The 15,622-nt window shown below is 69.1% G+C and carries 18 protein-coding genes and 6 pseudogenes; 14 read left to right on the plus strand and 10 right to left on the minus strand.

Features of this window, described 5'->3' with window-relative positions; translation table 11 throughout:
- Positions 1 to 55: 55 nt before the first annotated feature.
- The 3 genes from AAW14_RS37810 to AAW14_RS37820 all read right to left on the minus strand — a co-directional run bounded on the left by AAW14_RS37810 (position 56) and on the right by AAW14_RS37820 (position 1,736).
- Positions 56 to 829 carry a transposase gene (locus AAW14_RS37810; protein ID WP_416223437.1) on the minus strand — a complete coding sequence of 258 codons (774 nt, stop codon included), beginning with the start codon at positions 827 to 829 and terminating at the stop codon, positions 56 to 58.
- The gene (locus tag AAW14_RS37815) at positions 826 to 1,257 is read right to left on the minus strand and encodes a helix-turn-helix domain-containing protein (RefSeq protein ID WP_322741165.1); all 432 of its coding nucleotides are present in this window, start codon (positions 1,255 to 1,257) and stop codon (positions 826 to 828) included. Before AAW14_RS37815 ends, AAW14_RS37810 begins: the two co-directional genes overlap by 4 nt.
- 179 nt (positions 1,258 to 1,436) lie before the next feature.
- On the minus strand, positions 1,437 to 1,736 hold the full coding sequence (locus AAW14_RS37820) for a transposase (protein ID WP_265569004.1): 300 nt from the start codon (positions 1,734 to 1,736) through the stop codon (positions 1,437 to 1,439).
- A 285-nt stretch (positions 1,737 to 2,021) separates the two neighbouring features.
- Here AAW14_RS37820 and AAW14_RS39955 point away from each other — a divergent pair.
- Positions 2,022 to 2,489 (plus strand): annotated as a pseudogene (locus AAW14_RS39955) (transposase); the annotation flags it as partial.
- 732 nt (positions 2,490 to 3,221) lie between these two features.
- Here the strand turns inward: AAW14_RS39955 and AAW14_RS39590 are convergent.
- Positions 3,222 to 3,458 (minus strand): annotated as a pseudogene (locus AAW14_RS39590) (helix-turn-helix domain-containing protein); the annotation flags it as partial.
- An 84-nt stretch (positions 3,459 to 3,542) separates the two neighbouring features.
- A complete protein-coding gene (locus AAW14_RS37835; protein ID WP_265569006.1) occupies positions 3,543 to 5,252 on the minus strand; it encodes a serine/threonine protein kinase in 1,710 nt (569 codons plus the stop codon).
- 120 nt (positions 5,253 to 5,372) lie between these two features.
- Here AAW14_RS37835 and AAW14_RS37840 point away from each other — a divergent pair.
- From AAW14_RS37840 to AAW14_RS37850, 3 genes and pseudogenes are all read left to right on the plus strand, one after another.
- Positions 5,373 to 5,758 (plus strand): annotated as a pseudogene (locus tag AAW14_RS37840) (integrase); the annotation flags it as partial.
- A gap of 30 nt (positions 5,759 to 5,788) precedes the next feature.
- Positions 5,789 to 5,923 carry a hypothetical protein gene (locus AAW14_RS37845; RefSeq protein ID WP_265569024.1) on the plus strand — a complete coding sequence of 45 codons (135 nt, stop codon included), beginning with the start codon at positions 5,789 to 5,791 and terminating at the stop codon, positions 5,921 to 5,923.
- Positions 5,924 to 6,106: 183 nt separating this feature from the next.
- Positions 6,107 to 8,074 (plus strand): pentapeptide repeat-containing protein, encoded by a 1,968-nt coding sequence (locus tag AAW14_RS37850; RefSeq protein WP_265569008.1) that lies wholly within the window; start codon positions 6,107 to 6,109, stop codon positions 8,072 to 8,074.
- 15 nt (positions 8,075 to 8,089) lie between these two features.
- Here AAW14_RS37850 and AAW14_RS37855 read toward each other — a convergent pair whose 3' ends face one another.
- Positions 8,090 to 8,356 (minus strand): hypothetical protein, encoded by a 267-nt coding sequence (locus tag AAW14_RS37855; RefSeq protein WP_265569009.1) that lies wholly within the window; start codon positions 8,354 to 8,356, stop codon positions 8,090 to 8,092.
- Positions 8,357 to 8,433: 77 nt separating this feature from the next.
- Between AAW14_RS37855 and AAW14_RS37860 the strand changes: the two are divergent.
- Positions 8,434 to 8,896: pseudogene (locus tag AAW14_RS37860) on the plus strand (lipid II:glycine glycyltransferase FemX); the annotation flags it as partial.
- A gap of 42 nt (positions 8,897 to 8,938) precedes the next feature.
- Here the strand turns inward: AAW14_RS37860 and AAW14_RS37865 are convergent.
- Entirely contained in the window at positions 8,939 to 9,337 is a 399-nt protein-coding gene (locus tag AAW14_RS37865; protein WP_265569010.1) for a hypothetical protein, read from the minus strand.
- A 97-nt stretch (positions 9,338 to 9,434) separates the two neighbouring features.
- Between AAW14_RS37865 and AAW14_RS37870 the strand changes: the two genes are divergently transcribed.
- The 6 genes from AAW14_RS37870 (at position 9,435) to AAW14_RS37895 (ending at position 13,323) form a co-directional block, all read left to right on the plus strand.
- Positions 9,435 to 9,794, plus strand: coding sequence for a zinc ribbon domain-containing protein YjdM (locus tag AAW14_RS37870; RefSeq protein WP_322741166.1), 360 nt, complete (start codon positions 9,435 to 9,437; stop codon positions 9,792 to 9,794).
- 169 nt (positions 9,795 to 9,963) lie between these two features.
- Positions 9,964 to 10,305, plus strand: a complete 342-nt coding sequence (locus AAW14_RS37875) for an ArsR/SmtB family transcription factor (RefSeq protein WP_265569011.1) — start codon at positions 9,964 to 9,966, stop codon at positions 10,303 to 10,305.
- Complete coding sequence (locus AAW14_RS37880) at positions 10,302 to 12,026, plus strand: SulP family inorganic anion transporter (protein ID WP_265569012.1); 1,725 nt, start codon at positions 10,302 to 10,304, stop codon at positions 12,024 to 12,026. The genes AAW14_RS37875 and AAW14_RS37880 overlap by 4 nt, the downstream gene beginning before the upstream one ends.
- Positions 12,023 to 12,430 (plus strand): pyridoxamine 5'-phosphate oxidase family protein, encoded by a 408-nt coding sequence (locus AAW14_RS37885; protein ID WP_265569014.1) that lies wholly within the window; start codon positions 12,023 to 12,025, stop codon positions 12,428 to 12,430. Before AAW14_RS37880 ends, AAW14_RS37885 begins: the two co-directional genes overlap by 4 nt.
- 3 nt (positions 12,431 to 12,433) lie before the next feature.
- A complete protein-coding gene (locus AAW14_RS37890; RefSeq protein ID WP_265569015.1) occupies positions 12,434 to 12,859 on the plus strand; it encodes an ATP-binding protein in 426 nt (141 codons plus the stop codon).
- A gap of 50 nt (positions 12,860 to 12,909) precedes the next feature.
- Complete coding sequence (locus AAW14_RS37895) at positions 12,910 to 13,323, plus strand: STAS domain-containing protein (RefSeq protein ID WP_265569016.1); 414 nt, start codon at positions 12,910 to 12,912, stop codon at positions 13,321 to 13,323.
- Between the two features lie 9 nt (positions 13,324 to 13,332).
- Here the strand turns inward: AAW14_RS37895 and AAW14_RS37900 are convergent, their stop codons facing one another.
- The 3 genes from AAW14_RS37900 to AAW14_RS37910 all read right to left on the minus strand — a co-directional run bounded on the left by AAW14_RS37900 (position 13,333) and on the right by AAW14_RS37910 (position 14,341).
- Positions 13,333 to 13,620, minus strand: a complete 288-nt coding sequence (locus AAW14_RS37900) for a 2-phosphosulfolactate phosphatase (RefSeq protein ID WP_265569017.1) — start codon at positions 13,618 to 13,620, stop codon at positions 13,333 to 13,335.
- Positions 13,621 to 13,657: 37 nt separating this feature from the next.
- Positions 13,658 to 14,017 (minus strand): hypothetical protein, encoded by a 360-nt coding sequence (locus AAW14_RS37905; protein WP_265569018.1) that lies wholly within the window; start codon positions 14,015 to 14,017, stop codon positions 13,658 to 13,660.
- 138 nt (positions 14,018 to 14,155) lie between these two features.
- Complete coding sequence (locus tag AAW14_RS37910; RefSeq protein WP_265569020.1) at positions 14,156 to 14,341, minus strand: hypothetical protein; 186 nt, start codon at positions 14,339 to 14,341, stop codon at positions 14,156 to 14,158.
- Positions 14,342 to 14,555: 214 nt separating this feature from the next.
- Here AAW14_RS37910 and AAW14_RS37915 point away from each other — a divergent pair, with 214 nt between their 5' ends.
- The 3 genes and pseudogenes from AAW14_RS37915 to AAW14_RS37925 form a co-directional block, all read left to right on the plus strand.
- Positions 14,556 to 14,906 carry a metalloregulator ArsR/SmtB family transcription factor gene (locus tag AAW14_RS37915; RefSeq protein ID WP_322741167.1) on the plus strand — a complete coding sequence of 117 codons (351 nt, stop codon included), beginning with the start codon at positions 14,556 to 14,558 and terminating at the stop codon, positions 14,904 to 14,906.
- 187 nt (positions 14,907 to 15,093) lie between these two features.
- Positions 15,094 to 15,306 (plus strand): annotated as a pseudogene (locus tag AAW14_RS39960) (oxidoreductase); the annotation flags it as partial.
- A gap of 53 nt (positions 15,307 to 15,359) precedes the next feature.
- Positions 15,360 to 15,622 (plus strand): annotated as a pseudogene (locus tag AAW14_RS37925) (PP2C family protein-serine/threonine phosphatase); the annotation flags it as partial.

Raw genomic sequence — 15,622 nt, forward strand, 5'->3', positions numbered from 1 at the left:
GACCCTCGAGCGGTGCCGCCCCATCCTCACAGTCGGGGATCTTGGATGGTCGGGCTCAGCTGCCGAGGGTTCGCCAGGACTTCGACCGGGGGATCTCGTTCTGGTCCAGGAAGGTCTGGAAGGCGGTCGGCGGTCTTGGTGAGGAGGCATCCTCGGTGTCTGGCTGGCTGCTGAGGTGTTCGATGTTCACGGCGATGGCCGTGAGGACGTGTTGCAGGTGGGCTTTCGGGTGTCCTCGGTATCGGCAGTGGCGCATGCCGTGTCCGTGGGCGAACTCGTTGATGGTGCCCTCGACTCCGGAGCGGACCGCGTAGCGGGTCTTCCAGTCGGGGGTCTGCTGCTCGGCGCGGACGCGGAGTTGCAGGTCGCGGAGTTCTCGTGGGGGAGAGCCCACGGTCCGGGCGCTGTCGGCGGTGGTGGTGCAGCGGGTGCGGGCCGGGCAGGGGCGGCACTGGCTCTTGGTGAACCGGGCCACGATCAGCGGTGCGGCGGTGGGCGAGGAGGTCGGGTAGGGACCGTGCCAGCCCGCGCTGACCTGGCCCTGGGGGCAGGTGACCTGGCGGCGGTCGAAGTCGATGTGGAAGTCGCCCCGATCGAAGCCTTCGTTTTTGCGGTGCTGGCGGGTGGGGTTGGCCGGCAGTGGGCCGCTGACGGTGATCTGGTGTTCGCGGGCGGCTCGTTCCAGGTGGACCAGGGAGGTGTAGCCGCCGTCGACCAAGTGCTCGGCGGGCAGCAGTCCGCGACGGGCCAGGCGGGTGTGGATGCCTGGCAGGGCCTGGGCGTCGTTCGTGGCGGCCGAGGTAGTGGCCACGTCCGTGATCACGTTCACGCTGCCGGAGGCACACGTCTCGGTGACATGCGCGGCGAACCCCTTCCAGCTGATGATGTGCCCATGGCGGACATAGCGCGCCGTGGGGGGAACCGGCGCCCGATCAGCGTCTTGATCCGCGCCAGCGTCCAGGTTTGGTCCGGCCAGCCGCGCGCTACCGGCCCTTTGGCCAGCTCCTGCTCGAGTGCCTCGAACAGGGCCTCACCCAGCTTGGGCCTGGATGCCGGCCCCTTCGACTCCAGGGCGGGTGTTCCGCCGTGCGCCCACGCCTGGTGCCAGCGCTGTACCGATCGCACGCTGACACGTAACTGCTTGGCGATGGCGGCATTGTCGTGTCCCAGGGCGAACAACTCGGCCGCCTGCATCCGGATGTGCTCGCGAAACCCCCGTCGCTCCGCGGTCAGCCCGCCCCCTTGCGGATACCTCATGTGACCGGCCTACTGCGACAACCACAGCTTGTCGACCCCAGCGACATCACGCCAGCAAGGCCAGTAACGGTCGGCATGCGTCGTCGCCGGCGGCGAGGATCCTGGTCTTGGGGCGGGTGGGGTTCTTGCCCAGACGGACCGGACGGCTGTAGCGGCCCAGTCCTCGTCGACCAGGCCGGTCAGCAGGGATCAGCGGTGCGGGCCACCTCCTCCAGGACGGCGCGGACGGCCTCGGTGACCAGTTCCAGCCGGGTCAGATCACGCACTGCGGCCAGGACGTGGGTGGAGTCGGTGCGCTGCGTGGTGCGCTCGCGCACGAGGCGGGCTTCCTTCAGGTGGGCGAGCGCCAGATCGAGAAGTCGGTCGGCGCGGTCGTCCTGGGCGAGGCGCTCGCGGAAGTCGGCCAGGATGCTGTGGTGGAAGCCGGGATCGTCCAGCTCCAGGGCCATGGCGTACTTGAAATCGATGCGGCAGCGCACTGCCTTGGCCGCCTGCCGGTCCGACAGACCGAGCAGGAACTGCAGTACTCACACGGTGGCCAGTTGGGCCGGCGAGATGCCGGGGCGTCCGTCGCGTGGGTACCAGCCGGCGAAATCCCTATCGCACCACAGCTCAGTACCCGCCGCGCAGCTGGGATCCCGCCGAGCGCAACACCGTGACTCTGCTCGTGATGTTGGGTAGGTCGGGACTGTCCTGAACTTCGTGTGTGGCCCGGTGTGACCCAAGTTGGCATGAGATGAGCTCTCTGCCGGGAAGGATCACAGATGGGCACCACCAGCGAGCCGGGCCTCCACGATACCGAGCACCAGGTACAGACGGTGCCGAGTTGGCACGAGCAGCAGTTGAGCAGGACCGTGAGCTGGCCGAGAATCTGATCGAGCGGGCCCGGCTTGACGGGCTCCAACTGGTCGGTGAGAACGGGCTGCTGACGGGACTCGTGAAACTGGTCCCGGAGGGTGCGTTGGAGGCCGAGATGGCCGAGCACCTGGGCTACGAGAAAGGCGATCGGGCCGGCGCGGCGTCGGGCAGCCATCGCAACGGCGCCAGCCGCGAGACCGTGCTCTCACAGGTCGGACCGGTGACCATCGACATCCCCGGCGACCGGGCCGGCAGCTTCACCCCGAAGATCGTGTCCAAGCAACCCAACGCGTCGACGGCTTCTCAGAGACCATTACGCGAAGGGGCTCACGACCAGGGAGATCCAGGCCCACCTCGCGGAGGTCTACGACGTGTTCGACCGAGATGCCGAGCATGGCGAACACCCGCGCCGCGGCCAGCGTCATCGCGGGATCACGGAAGACGCCCTCCAGCATCAGGCTGTAGCGATGGCCGCGCGCGTACTCGATGCTCATCCGCACCCAGGCGCCTGACGCCTGACCCGTGGCCTGCGGAAACATGGCTCGTAGTCCAGGATCTCCTGATGCCGGGGGTGGAACGGGCGCAGCTCGTCACCGGTCAGGGGAACCAGCTGCCGCTGGGCGTGCCGCTGCGCAGCGGCAGCCATTGCCTGTCCGTCCGGTGACCAGCCCGGTGCAGACGGCAAGGTGCGGGGGATCACCGGGCCGAGCTCGTCGGCGCAGACGACCGTCGCGCCGACGGGCGGGCTGGTGCAGAGCTCGACGATCCCTGTCCCTTTCCCTCGAAGTCCGCGTCTCTCGAGCGCGTCCACGAGCGCGTGCGTCGCCAGCGCACGCCCTCGGGGATCCGGCGCACCTGGGAGCGGCTGACCTCGATGCCCAGCTCCCGGGCCGCGGTAACCAGTGTGTCCAAGGTCCACTCCGAGGGCCCCGACTCGTCCGCGGCCCACATCTCGTTCGGCGGCTGCACCTCAAGCCGGCCGGGCGGGATCTGCTTGACCATCGCGATGATCCGAGAGGGTTCGGCCTCGGTGATCCTTCGATTTTTTTGCGGCCCTGCCCGCCCAGGTCCTCCAGGCCCTCAAGCCCCGAGCGGTTGAAGCGGTGCAGCCAGCGGTGCACCGTCTTCTGACTGCACCTCAGTTCGTCGGCGATCTGCGGGACCAGCCAGCCGTCCCAGCTCAGCTCCACCATCCGACACAACTCCACCAGAACCTTCGGCGCCTTCCGCCTCGACATACGTAGACGCACGCGACTCGGTGGCACCCTCCACGAGTACACACATGTGGACTGACCAGCTTGGATGAGGTATTCGGCAAGCGCAGGACTGTGCGGGCGCCGCATGTTCGGAATGACCAGCAAGTCTGTGTCCGTTTGCTCGCGAGCGAGCGCGCGGTCACACCGGCCGGGGTACGGTCCGGAACCGCGTCAGCCCGTCTTCCATTTCTGGCTCGCGGTGCCGGCGCAGTCCCACAGCTGCAGCCCGGCGCCGATGCCGGTGGCCTGGTCCTTCACGTCCACGCACTTGTCGGCCTGCGGGTTCACCAGGTCGCTCGCCGCATTCAGACGGAACTGCTGCGCAGGGTTTCCACTGCAGTTGGCGAGCTGTATGGCCGCGCCGTTCGCCGTCGAGCCCCAGGCTACGTCCATGCACTTGCCCATGGACCGTAGCGTCCCGTCGGGATAGAACTGCCAGCGCTGATTCGCCGCCTCTCCGCAGTCCCAGATCTGCAGCGGCGTGCCGTCTGCGGAGGTGTTACCAGTCACATCGATGCAACGGTTGGAGGCGAAACCGATGATCAGCTGGCCGGGAGGCGCCGCCGCGGCTGTCGTTCGGTTGCTCGCGCCCGCGGCGTTCACGATTCCAGCGCGTTGGCCAGACGTCGACGTCTTGGAGCCTGCCGCGGAACTGCCGCCCTTTCCGCTCCTCCTCGTGCCGCCTACCTTGGGACCGCTGGCCGCAAAGGCGGAGTGGGCATCGCTCGGCGTACCCGACGGTGCGGCGGCACTGACGCCGACTCCGGAGCCCTGCGCAACCCCGGTCGGCGCCTGGCCGTCGTCCCTACCCTGTAGCGCCACGACGCCCCCGGCGACCGCGAACGCCGTTACGATGGCGGCGCCCGTCAGCCGGACCCGATGCTTGCCGGCGGACGGTGCGGCTGGTTCGGACGCCGGATCCGCTACTGCGAGCGGCGGCTCGGGCTCGGGCGGACCGACCGGTGCGCGGTCACGGCCGGGGCCAGGGCCGGTGCCGGGCATCTGGTGGGCTATGGCCGTCGCGAACAGCGCATCGGGACTCGGACGCTCCTCCGGCTCCTTTGCCAGGCAGTCCGTGATGAGCATGGCCAGGTCCGGGTCGGCCGCGCCCACGGCGGCAAGGATGTCATTCTCGGGCGGCTCGTATGCGACCCGGTGCATGACCTCGACGGCGGGGCCGTTGCCGAAGGGAGCCCGTCCGGCCACCGCGTATGCGAGTGTGCAGCCCAGCGAGAAGACGTCGGACGCCGTGGTCACCGGCTTGCCGCGGGTCTGCTCCGGCGACATGTACGTGGCGGTACCCACGTATTGGCCTGTCGTGGTGATGGAGCTGGTGTCCGCGGCCTGGGCGACGCCGAAGTCGATCACGCGGGCGCCATCGGGCGCCAGGAGCACGTTGGACGGCTTGAGGTCCCGGTGCACGATCCCGGCCCGGGCCATCGCCTGGATCGCCTGGACCAGGTCAGCCGTCAGTCGCCAGGCCACCGCCGCGTCGAGCGGTCCATGCTCTTTGACCGCTTCGGACAGGCTGGGCGCGGGGATGTACTCGGTGGCCATCCACACCTGGTCCCCGTCGAGGCCGCTGCCCATCAGCCGCGCCAGGTACGGTCCCTGGACCCGTGCCAGCGCGGCGACCTCCCGCTCGAACCGCTTCCGGAACTGCGCGTCCCCGGCAAATTCCGGCCGGATCACCTTGACGGCGACCAGCCTCCCCGCCCCGCTCACCTCCCGCCCGAGGAATACCCGGCCCATCCCGCCACTGCCGAGCCATTTCACCAGGGTGTACGGCCCCACCCGCCCGAGGCTGCCCTCCTGCGACACCTCCGGAACAGACGGTTCCACCTGCGGGCCGTCCAACGCTACGCGGTCGTGGTCTGACATTGAGTTCCCGGGGCGTGTCACAGGGCTGATTGATCGCGAGGATAGCCGGAGCTGCCTTGTACGGGACGATTCGGTACGCGATTGAGATCGAACGCCTTCGCACGTCTGCGCCTGCTGCCGATGAGCGACCGCGAGAAGGACAGCGAGATTCTGGCGCCCAGGCACCAACTGCTCGTCCTTCGACGTCAGGTCGGGAAGCCCGCTTTCACCGACACCGACCGCGCATTCCTCGCCAGCCTGTTCCACCACGTCCCGATGGAGAAACTGCGGCGCTTCCCGCTCCTGGTACACCCCGACACGATCCCTCGCTGGCACAGCGACTTGCTCAGGCGACGCCACGCTGCGAACTGCGTTGCCAAAAACCGCGACGCCCGCCGACGATCCGGTCGACCCGAGCCCTGGTCCTACGCCTGGCCCGTGAGAATTCCTCGTGGGGCTACCGGCGGAACCACGGTGAGCTCGCGGCGCTCGGCATCGAGGTCGCGGCCTCAACAGGCTGGGAGATCCAAGGCCAACTGGCCGCCTCCTTTCCCGCCTTGCGCATTCGCATCGTCGCCGATGCCGCCTACCACTCCCGAAGCTCCCTGGGCACGCTGCCTGACCGCATCGTGTGGACCATTCGTCTGCGCCGTCCCTCCGGCGGCACCGGCCATCGTTCGCGCGGGCTCTGACCTGCGGACTGAACGGTCGACCGCGCCGGCTGAATCGTCTACTGAACTGTTGCGTTGGGGTTGCGTCGTTCTCCACGACTCGTCCGGGAGAGTGGATCAGCGTGTCAGGCCACCGACCGGGCGTCGGCAGTCCCTCCTCCAAGCCAAGATGTGCTCCATGACGAGCTCACGACGGTCCACGCAGTGAAAGGGATCTACCCCGACCTGCTGCCAGCGGCATTCCCCTGGCAGCACTGCGGGCGGGATGCCGACCCCGCGACGGACCCGGCCGGCTGCCCCGGCATTCTGGTACCCGGAAACGCAGCTTGCCTCGCTCACGTGCGCGATGCCGATCGCATCGCCTACCTCCACAGACTGCGCCCTGGCGCCGACATCGACCACCGTGGCACTCCCTTCACCGAACGCGTCCTCTCCAGCCTCCTCGACGCCCTTCGGGAGCCCCCCATCACTGGAGATCCCCAACTGGGCAGAGCATCATTCGAAGGCGCGTCGTTCACCGACGGCGCCTCGTTCGCGGGCGCAACATTCAACAGCAGCGCCGACTTCCGGGACACGGAGTTCGCCGGTGAGGCTCGCGCGCCCTCATTCCATGGCGCGGCTTCATTCGACGGCGTGACATTTAACGACAACGCCTCATTCGTGAATGTGAAGTTCACCGGCGGAACCTCATTCGCGAATACGATGTTCAACGGCAAGGCCGACTTCGACTGTGCGGAGTTCTACCGCGACCCCCAACTCCTCAACGGGCCATCTGCAGTATTCCTTGGAGCGACGTTCAATGGTGTAGCCTCGTTCATGAATGTGTGGTTCAGCGATGCGACCTCATTCGCGGACACAACGTTCAACTGCGGTGCCTCATTTTGGAATGCGACGTTCACTCAAGACCCAGATCTCCCACCTGAATGGATGAGTTCCGTCCACGCCTGGTTCAACGGGGCCGTGTTCACAGGGGGCGCCTGGTTCCAAGAGACGAAGTTTACTGGCGGTGTCTCATTCTCGGGCGCGAGGTTCAAAGTCGCGCAACTGTGCGGACCGATGGCGTGCCAAGGGAAGATTGATCTGTCCGAGGCAGTATTCGAGGCACCGGTAACGCTCCAGCTCGCTGCACGTGAGGTGAGTTGCGTACGGACGCGATGGGAGTCAACGGCGGCCCTGCGTCTGCACTACGCAACCTTGAATCTGAGCGACGCGGTGCTGTCCGGTCCCCTGTCCGTCACAGCTCCGCCAGCCCCTTCCAATCCGGGCGATCCCGGCCGCCCCGATTGCTACGAGAGCATGCCAACCCCCCTTGTCCCAGATGTGCGTGTGGGGTCTGTACGGGGGGTGGATGCCGCTCACCTGGTTCTTGCCGACACGGACCTGACGTCGTGCCTCTTCTCCGGTGCCTTCCACTTGGACCAACTCCGTTTGGAGGGCCGATGCCGCTTCGCTCGGCCCCCGACCGGCTTCCACCGACGCAGTAAGATCTGGCCTTATCGGTGGAGCCCTCGGCGCACCCTGGCGGAAGAGCATCATTGGCGCGCACAGCGCGCACAGCAGAGCGGAGTCAGCAACCCCGACCCGCCGGGCGGCTGGTACACCCCCTCACAGCAGGACAGTCCCGGCTGCGCCCCTGGGCCGGAGAGCCTGGCCGCGACCTACCGGCAGCTGCGCAAGGCGTTCGAGGACAGTAAAAACGAACCCGGCGCCGCGGACTTCTACTACGGCGAGATGGAGATGCGGCGCCACGACCGCACCGGGACTCCGACCAGCGAACGTGGCCTGCTGTGGGCCTACTGGCTGGTGTCCGGCTACGGTCTGCGCGTATTGCGGGCGCTGCTATGGCTCGTGGGCGCCATGGCCGTCACCGCGCTGGCTCTCATGGCGTGGGGCCTGCCCGCCCGCGCGCCCCTGCCCAGCGCCACCGGCACACTTGCCGGTCACACCCTCACCCTGAGCACGAACAGTCCCGACGTCACGATCAACGGCCAGCTCATGACGCTCCCGCGGGCTGACAGGGCGATTCGAGTCGTCATGAATTCCGTGATCTTTCGAACGGCAGGGCAGAATCTCACCCCGGTCGGCGCCTACATCGAAATGGCGTCTCGAATCTTCGAACCCATCCTGCTCCTCCTCGTTCTTCTCGCCGTCCGCAACCGTGTCAAGCGTTAGCTAATGCTGGGTTCGTCAAACGGTGTACACATATCGGCGCCGTGGGAGCGTGTTGGTGGTGCGAGTCTGCCGCAAATCCAGGGTCGCACGGGAGTTGAGTTGGTTGGTTGCCAGGGTGGTGGCGTATGCAATGTCGTCGCGGTTGGCGAATGACCGGCCGGCGAGGGCGGCTTTGCGGAAGATGCGCCACCGGCCTTCCTGCAGGTTGAGCCAGCATGCACCGACGGGGATGAAAGCGTGGTGGGCCTCGCTGTGGGAAATGAGCCGCTCGTAGTCCCGCACATTTCTCCTGGCTCATGATTCACGAGATTGCCCGCTCGACTCTCCACTGTTTCGCCAGCACGGCGAAGCCGTCCTGCCTGACCGCCTTCTACGGTCTCTACGTCGAGACGGCTGAGCGGGACCGGTTCATCCCTCGCCCGCTGGCCTACTTCCAGCGGACACCGTGCTGCGGGCCGAGGACGAGAACCGCATGCGCCCCTAGCTCGCCCATCACGAGGGAGGATCCTCGCGGCCGCCACCATGCTGACTGTCGGCGAGCGCGTCTGGTACTCCTACGGCGTCTCCACCAGCCGCAGGCGCGAGGTCCAGCCGAACAATGCCATCCAGTGGCGGATGATGTGTGACGCCTACGAGCTCGGCGCGAGCGTCTACGACTTCCGCGGCATCACCGACACTCTGGACAAGGGCAACCACCTGCTGGGACTGCTGGGTTTAAAGGCCGGCACTGGCGGCCAGGCCGTCGAATACCTCGGCGAGTGGGACTATCCGCTCAACAAAGTCGTGCACAAGGCTCTGGATCTCTACATGTCCCGGCGCTGACGCCACAGCATCCGTGTGCGGTCCGGCTGGAGTTGACGGATGTCATTTGGGCGCTGGTAGATGGCCCAGGTGTCTGATGACGCGGTCACGCAGGAGGAGGTACTCCTCCCAGCGGCGGGGCAGTGGGCCTGGTGGACGCACGACGACACGGGCGGAGGTGACGGTCTGGCCGTGTTGGAACTGCTCGTTCGTCAGGTCGAGTTCGATGCCGCTGGGCAGCCGGTTCCACCAGTGAAAGCCGTGCTGGGTCCCATGGAGGTGTAACTCGCCGAGCATGAGATCACCGCCGAAGATGTCGTTGACGATCAAGGTTGTGATGTCACAGTGCCCGCAAGCCGGGTTGGCCGGGTGCCAGTCGGCCCGGTCGTCGGGTGAGCAGGTATCCGCGGCCCAGCTGGCGCGCAGAGCCGTGTCGAGATCAAGCAGGTTCCACCGAGTCATGCCGTCAGCCTGGCAGCCGCCTATGACATCCCCGCCGGAGCATGGCAGCCGTCCTGGTCCGTCCGGGGCGGGAGCTGAGGACGGTTACTCTGAGTAGGTGATAGAGAATTTTCCTCCCTGTCCGAAGTGCTCATGTGAGTACACCTACGAGATGAATGCCCTGGTGGTGTGCCCGGAGTGCGGCCACGAATGGGTTCCCGCCGAGAGCGGTGCCGAGGGCGGCGATGCCGCGCGTGAGCGCGTCGTCAAGGACGCCGTCGGCAATGTGCTGCAGGACGGCGACACCGTGGTGGTCGTCAAGGCGCTCAAGGTCAAGGGCAGCCCCTCGGGGATCAAGGCCGGGACCAAGGTGCGCAACATCCGGCTGGTCGACGGGGTCGACGGCCACGACATCGACTGCAAGGTCGACGGTTTCGGGGCGATGCAGCTCAAGTCGAGCGTGGTCAAGAAAGCCTGACCCCGCGACCGGCACCCCCTCCTGGTGGGGCCGCCGGGCTGCAGTCGGATGCTGAATTGCAAAATTTCGCAATTGGTTAGATGCTGTGTTGGCTGTGCTCGCAGATAGCCGCGGGCACAGCCTTCGCGTCCGCCCCTGGTGTGGGGCGTGTAGGGGAAGCTGAGGGGTTGTGCCCGTTCCGCTGTATCAGGCCAAGGCCGAGTTCTTCCGCATGCTGGGGCATCCCGTGCGGATAAGGGTGCTGGAGCTGCTGCAGGACGGGCCGATGCCGGTGCGGGACCTGCTCACGGTCATCGAGGTGGAGCCCTCGGCCCTGTCGCAGCAGCTGGCGGTGCTGCGTCGCTCCGGGATCGTGACCGCGGCCCGGGAGGGCTCGACTGTCGTCTACGAGCTGGCCGGCGGGGACGTGGCGGACCTGATGAGGGCCGCGCGCCGGATCCTCACCGAGATGCTGTCAGGGCGGAAGGAGCTGCTGGCCGAGCTGCGGGAAGCCGAGGTCGCAGCGCGATGACCTCGCAGATCAGCCGGGTCTGGGCCCGGATCGCTTCACTGCTGCCCGCCCGCACGGATCTGGACCAGATCCGCCGCGCCCCCCGCCGGGACCTGCTCGCCGGCCTGACCGTCGCCATCGTGGCGCTGCCGCTTGCCCTGGGCTTCGGCGTCTCCTCCGGGCTCGGCGCGGAGGCGGGCCTGGCGACCGCGGTCGTCGCGGGCGCGCTCGCCGCGGTCTTTGGCGGATCGAATCTGCAGGTGTCGGGGCCGACGGGCGCGATGACCGTGGTGCTCGCCCCGATCGTCGGCGAGTACGGGCCGACGGGCGTCCTGACCGTCGGCCTGATGGCCGGCGTGATGCTGGTGGCGCTGGCGGCGCTGCGGGCCGGGAAGTACATGCAGTACGTGCCCGCCCCGGTGGTGGAGGGCTTCACGCTGGGCATCGCCTGTGTGATCGGGCTGCAGCAGATCCCGAACGCTCTGGGTGTGCCCAGGCCGGAGGGCGACCGGGTGCTGGTGGTGACCTGGCGGGCGTTCGAGGAGTTCGCGAAGGCCCCGAACTGGACCGCCGTCGGTTTCGCCGTGGCGGTGGCCGCGGTCATGCTGGCCGGTGCGCGGTGGCGGCCGGCGATCCCGTTCTCCATCCTCGCCGTGATCGCCGCGACGGCCGTGGCGCAGGTCGTGGGCCTGGCGGCGGCGAAGCCGATCGGGGACCTGCCGTCCGGGCTGCCCGTGCCGTCGTTGTCCTTCCTCGACCTCGGATCGCTGGGCACCCTGCTGGCACCCGCGGTGGCGGTCGCGGCCCTCGCGGCGCTGGAATCGCTGCTGTCGGCGTCGGTCGCGGATGGCATGACGGTGGGCCAGAAGCACGACCCGGACCGGGAGCTGTTCGGCCAGGGGCTGGCCAACATCGCCGCCCCGCTGTTCGGCGGCGTCCCCGCCACCGGCGCGATCGCGCGCACCGCGGTCAACGTCCGCACCGGCGCGAGCTCCCGGCTGGCCGCCCTCACCCACGCCGCGATCCTGGCGGTGATCGTCTTCGCGGCGGCGCCCCTCGTCTCGAAGATCCCGCTCGCCGCCCTGGCCGGCGTCCTGCTGGCCACCGCCGTCCGCATGGTCGAGGTCGGCTCGCTGCGGGCAATGGCCCGGGCAACCCGCTCGGACGCGCTCATCCTCGTCCTGACCGCCGTGGCGACCCTCGCCCTCGACCTCGTCTACGCCGTGATCATCGGCCTGGCCGTGGCGGGTGCCCTCGCCCTGCGCGCCGTGGCCAGGCAAGCCCGCCTCGAGCAGGTGCCCCTGGACCGCGGCGACCACAGCGTGGAGGAGCACGCCTTGCTGGCCGAGCACATCGTGGCCTACCGCATCGACGGGCCGTTGTTCTTCGCCGCCGCGCACCGCTTCCTGCTGGAGCTGACCGAGGTCGCCGACGTCCGCGTGGTGATCCTGCGGATGTCGCGGGTGTCGACGATGGACGCCACCGGTGCCCTCGTCCTCAAGGACGCGGTGCGGAAGCTGACCCGGCGCGGCATCCTCGTCCTGGCCTCCGGCATACGTCCCGGCCAGCGCCAGGTCCTGGACTCCATCGGCGTGCTGGACCTGCTGCGCCACGAGGGTGGGACCTACGACACCACCCCCGAGGCGATCAGAGCGGCTCGCGGCCACCTGGAGTGCGCCGGAGTCCTGCCCGCCGTGCCCGCCCAGCACTCCCGGGCCTCCAGCCAGGAGGCCCTGCGATGAGTACGTCCCCCGCCATGCTGCGCATGGTCGAGGTCTCCGGCGCGGAGTCCCTGTGGCTGCTGGAAGGCAGCAGCCTGGGACGGCTGGTCTACGCGCAGCGGGATGTGACCGTGGGGCGGCCCGCCCGGCACGTGTGGGAGTACGGCCGTTTGGTGGTGCGTACGCCGGTCCCGGCCGCGGCGGTGCCCGCGACGGCCACCTACCACGTGGACGAGATCCGCCCTCTGCCCGGCACTGGCTGGACGGTCACCGTCTGCGGACCGGCCGAGGTGATCACGGACCCCGACGAGGCCGCGCACTACCGGCGCACCCTGGCCGGCTGGACGCACGGTCCGCACGACACCCTGCTGCGCCTGCACCCCAGGACCGTCACCGGCTTCCGCCTGGCCCGCGCGGAGGCGTGAGTGATGTCCACGCAGTTGCAAGCCCTGCCCTACCGGCATGTGCTCACCGTGCCCGCCGAACCGTCCGCCGTCCGTCTCGCCCGCGAGACCGCCCAGCAGGCGCTGGTGGAGTGGGGGATCGGTCTGCGCCACCCCACCGTGGACCCGGCCCTGCTGATCGTCAGTGAGCTGGTCACCAACAGCGTGCGGCACGCCGCCGCTCTCTCCCCGCAGGTCACCGTGATCTACGCGGCGGGTGCGGACTGCCTGGCCTTCGCCGTCCACGACCGCCACCCCTACCAGCCCCCGCTGTACGGATCGGACACCGGCACCGGGACGGGCGGCCTGGCCACCGTCATGGAGCTCGTGCTCGGCCTGGGCGGCACCGCGGTCGTCCGCGCGGATGCCGACGGCCAGGGCAAGAGCATCTGGATCACCCTCCCCCTGTGAACCGGACAGCAGACTCCGACAGGCAACCCCGGCAAGGAAGTTCACCCACCATGACCATCGACTGGCGCTACACCGTCGAGGACAACCTAGGCATCCTGTCCGTCGCCGGATACCTGGGCCCGGACGCGGTGCACCGCTTCACCGGCGCGGTCGGCTGGGTGCTGGCCCGCGGCACCGGCCCGGTCGTCGTCGACCTGACCGGGCTGCGCAGCTGGTCGGCCGAGGGACAGCGGGCGATCACCGAGGCCGCCCGCCGTCTCGCCGAGGCGGGCCGCAGCCTGGAGCTGGCCGCGATTCCCGCGGACGGGTCCCTCGTCCCTGCCGGAGACTGCCCGCCCATCCCGGTCCACGCCGACCTGGCCGCCGCCCTCGCCGCCCACCGGGCACAACGCGGGCAACAGACCCGGGGCCGCCACGAGTGGCGCACCACCGGATGGCCGGCCGAAGACCAGACAGACGCGTGACCTGCCCCGCTACCCCGCCGCGAAGGCGCCGTCGCCGTCCCGTACGGGCACGAGGGCGCAGGCGTCCTCCTCGGTGGCGATCGCCACGGCCTCGACGAATCCCATCGCGGCCAGCCGGCGGCCGGAGGTGCTGGAAGCGACCGCGCGGGCGAGGTCGGCGGTGCCTTCGTAAGCCGCCTTCGCGGCGGCGGCCTGCGCGGAGAGGGGTCCCGCACCGTGGGAGTGCAGGTCACAGACGAGGGCCCCGGTGCCCAGCAGATCCTCCAGGGCCGGACGCAGGCTCCCGTCCGGCCTCACCCGCGGCGATCACGGCGACCGGTTGTTCAGCGGTGCCCTAGCCGTGCGAGGTGAGCCAGCTGCTGACCGCGGTGATGTTGCGCAGGCAGGCGGCGAGCACCCGCACGCCGGGCGGTGCGGCTGCCGCGATGGATGCACCGTTTGGTGCGGGCAGCACCAGGCGGGCCACGTAGGGTGCGGCCCGCAGGTGGGCCGGGGAGAGCGACCAAGGGGTTTCGGGAGTGACGGCGTGACGGTGGGCGGCCAGCCGGGCGCCGGACTGGCGGGCGTATGCCGCGGCGGCTTTGGCAGCGCCGGGCCGTTCGACCTCGCTCGCCGACCCGCCCGGCCACCAGAAGGGCAGAATGCGGATCCCCTTCTCGACGGCGACGCTCACCGCCGTGGTGAACGACAGCACGTCGACGGCGACCAGGCGGCGACCCCCGACGCGAGACGGCTGGCGCCCGCAGGCCCCCACCCGAAGCGGAACCCGGCGCCGGACTGGACGCCCCAGTCACCCATCCCCGCCCTCCTCCGTCGGTTGGTCGTGCGCAGGTCAGCGGTGGTCGCCGTCCTGGGCCAGCTGATCGGGACGGCCTCCGAGGGACAGTTTCAGCAGGCGGGGCTCACCGCAGCGCGGGCAGGCGCCGTCCGGGGCGACGGCGGTGGGACGGCACTTGAGGCGGCAGGCCGGGCACTTGAGCCAAGTGACGCCGAAACCGTGCAGCGGCGTGATCCTCACGCGAACCACCCTCACATGACCTTAGGAATTGCTAATCTTAGAAATTCCTGAAGTCATCACTGTGGAAATCGGAGGCTCTCGTCCCCGGTGCGGATTCGGCTCGGCCGGTGCCGCAGGCGAGGATGGGCCGCATGTTGTTGACGAGTGGGTGGATTGGATGCGTCGAGGCAGGGCCGGTGGGGCCGTGCTGCTGTACCGGGGAAGGGACGGCCAGGTGAGTACGCCGCTGTACCAGCTCAAGGCCGAGTTCTTCAAAACCCTCGGCCACCCGGCCCGCATCCGGGTCCTGGAGCTTTTGAGCGAGCGCGAGCACGCGGTCGCGGAGATGCTGCCCGAAGTCGGCATCGAGTCCGCGCACCTCTCGCAGCAGCTGGCCGTGCTGCGGCGGGCCAACCTGGTCAAGACCCGCAAGGAGGGCTCGACCGTGTACTACTCGCTGACCAGCCCGCACGTCGCCGAGCTGCTGCGGGTCGCCCGCACAATCTTGTCCGGGGTGCTGGCAGGGCAGGCCGAACTCCTCGCCGACCTGCAGGCCGCCCAGGGCGAGGGGAAGCCGCCGTCGTAGCGACGGCCCTTATACGGCGGCCGTCTCCTGAGAGTTGACAGCGCTCTGTGGCATTGGGGGACGGCCGCCTTCCCGCCCTGGCGGGGATTCGCCACCGAGGTAGCACCAGGGAAGCGCCGTAACTTCAGTCGCGGGATGGCTCGTTGGTCACCTGCGGACATGTCCTCATCGTGTCAGGGAGGGGCTCATGGGCCTGTTGCGCAAGATCCGCACCACCGGCCGGGTGGCCGAGCCGGCGCCGCCGCTCCCGGCGGGCGACGTGCCGGCCAAGGCGCGGGAGCTCGGCGGTTCGGTGCAGGTGCGGTGCGTGGACGCGGGCTCCTGCAACGGCTGCGAGATCGAGATCGCCGCGGCCTGCACCCCGGTCTACGACGCCGAGCGGTACGGCGCACGGCTGGTGGCCTCGCCCCGGCACGCCGATGTGGCCCTGGTGACCGGGCCGGTGACCCGGAACGACAGGCGCACGCCCGTGAACGGCGCATCGCCGTCGCTCTGCAAGAAACCATGCTCCACACCCCGGACCTGGCCCAGCACCAGAACGTCGCCGTGCGCTACCTGCCCGCGGCCGGATCACTGAACGTGTGCGGCGACTGGTACGACGCGGTCGACCTGCCCGCGGGCCGCTTCACCGTCGCGGTCGGCGACGTGGTCGGCCATGGACTGATGGCCGCAACCGTCATGGGCAGGCTCCGCAGCGCGCTCAGCGCCGCCGCCCG

Origin of the sequence: Streptomyces hygroscopicus, from assembly GCF_026168105.1 — a bacterium.
GTDB classification, from domain to species: domain Bacteria; phylum Actinomycetota; class Actinomycetes; order Streptomycetales; family Streptomycetaceae; genus Streptomyces; species Streptomyces hygroscopicus_D.

Coding starts and splice junctions, on each gene's coding strand:
- AAW14_RS37815 (WP_322741165.1), bottom strand. CDS start 1,257: ATGAGGTATCCGCAAGGGGGCGGGCTGACCGCGGAGCGACGGGGGTTT.
- AAW14_RS37835 (WP_265569006.1), bottom strand. CDS start 5,252: ATGTCAGACCACGACCGCGTAGCGTTGGACGGCCCGCAGGTGGAACCG.
- AAW14_RS37865 (WP_265569010.1), bottom strand. CDS start 9,337: ATGACTCGGTGGAACCTGCTTGATCTCGACACGGCTCTGCGCGCCAGC.
- AAW14_RS37880 (WP_265569012.1), top strand. CDS start 10,302: ATGACCTCGCAGATCAGCCGGGTCTGGGCCCGGATCGCTTCACTGCTG.
- AAW14_RS37885 (WP_265569014.1), top strand. CDS start 12,023: ATGAGTACGTCCCCCGCCATGCTGCGCATGGTCGAGGTCTCCGGCGCG.
- AAW14_RS37890 (WP_265569015.1), top strand. CDS start 12,434: ATGTCCACGCAGTTGCAAGCCCTGCCCTACCGGCATGTGCTCACCGTG.
- AAW14_RS37895 (WP_265569016.1), top strand. CDS start 12,910: ATGACCATCGACTGGCGCTACACCGTCGAGGACAACCTAGGCATCCTG.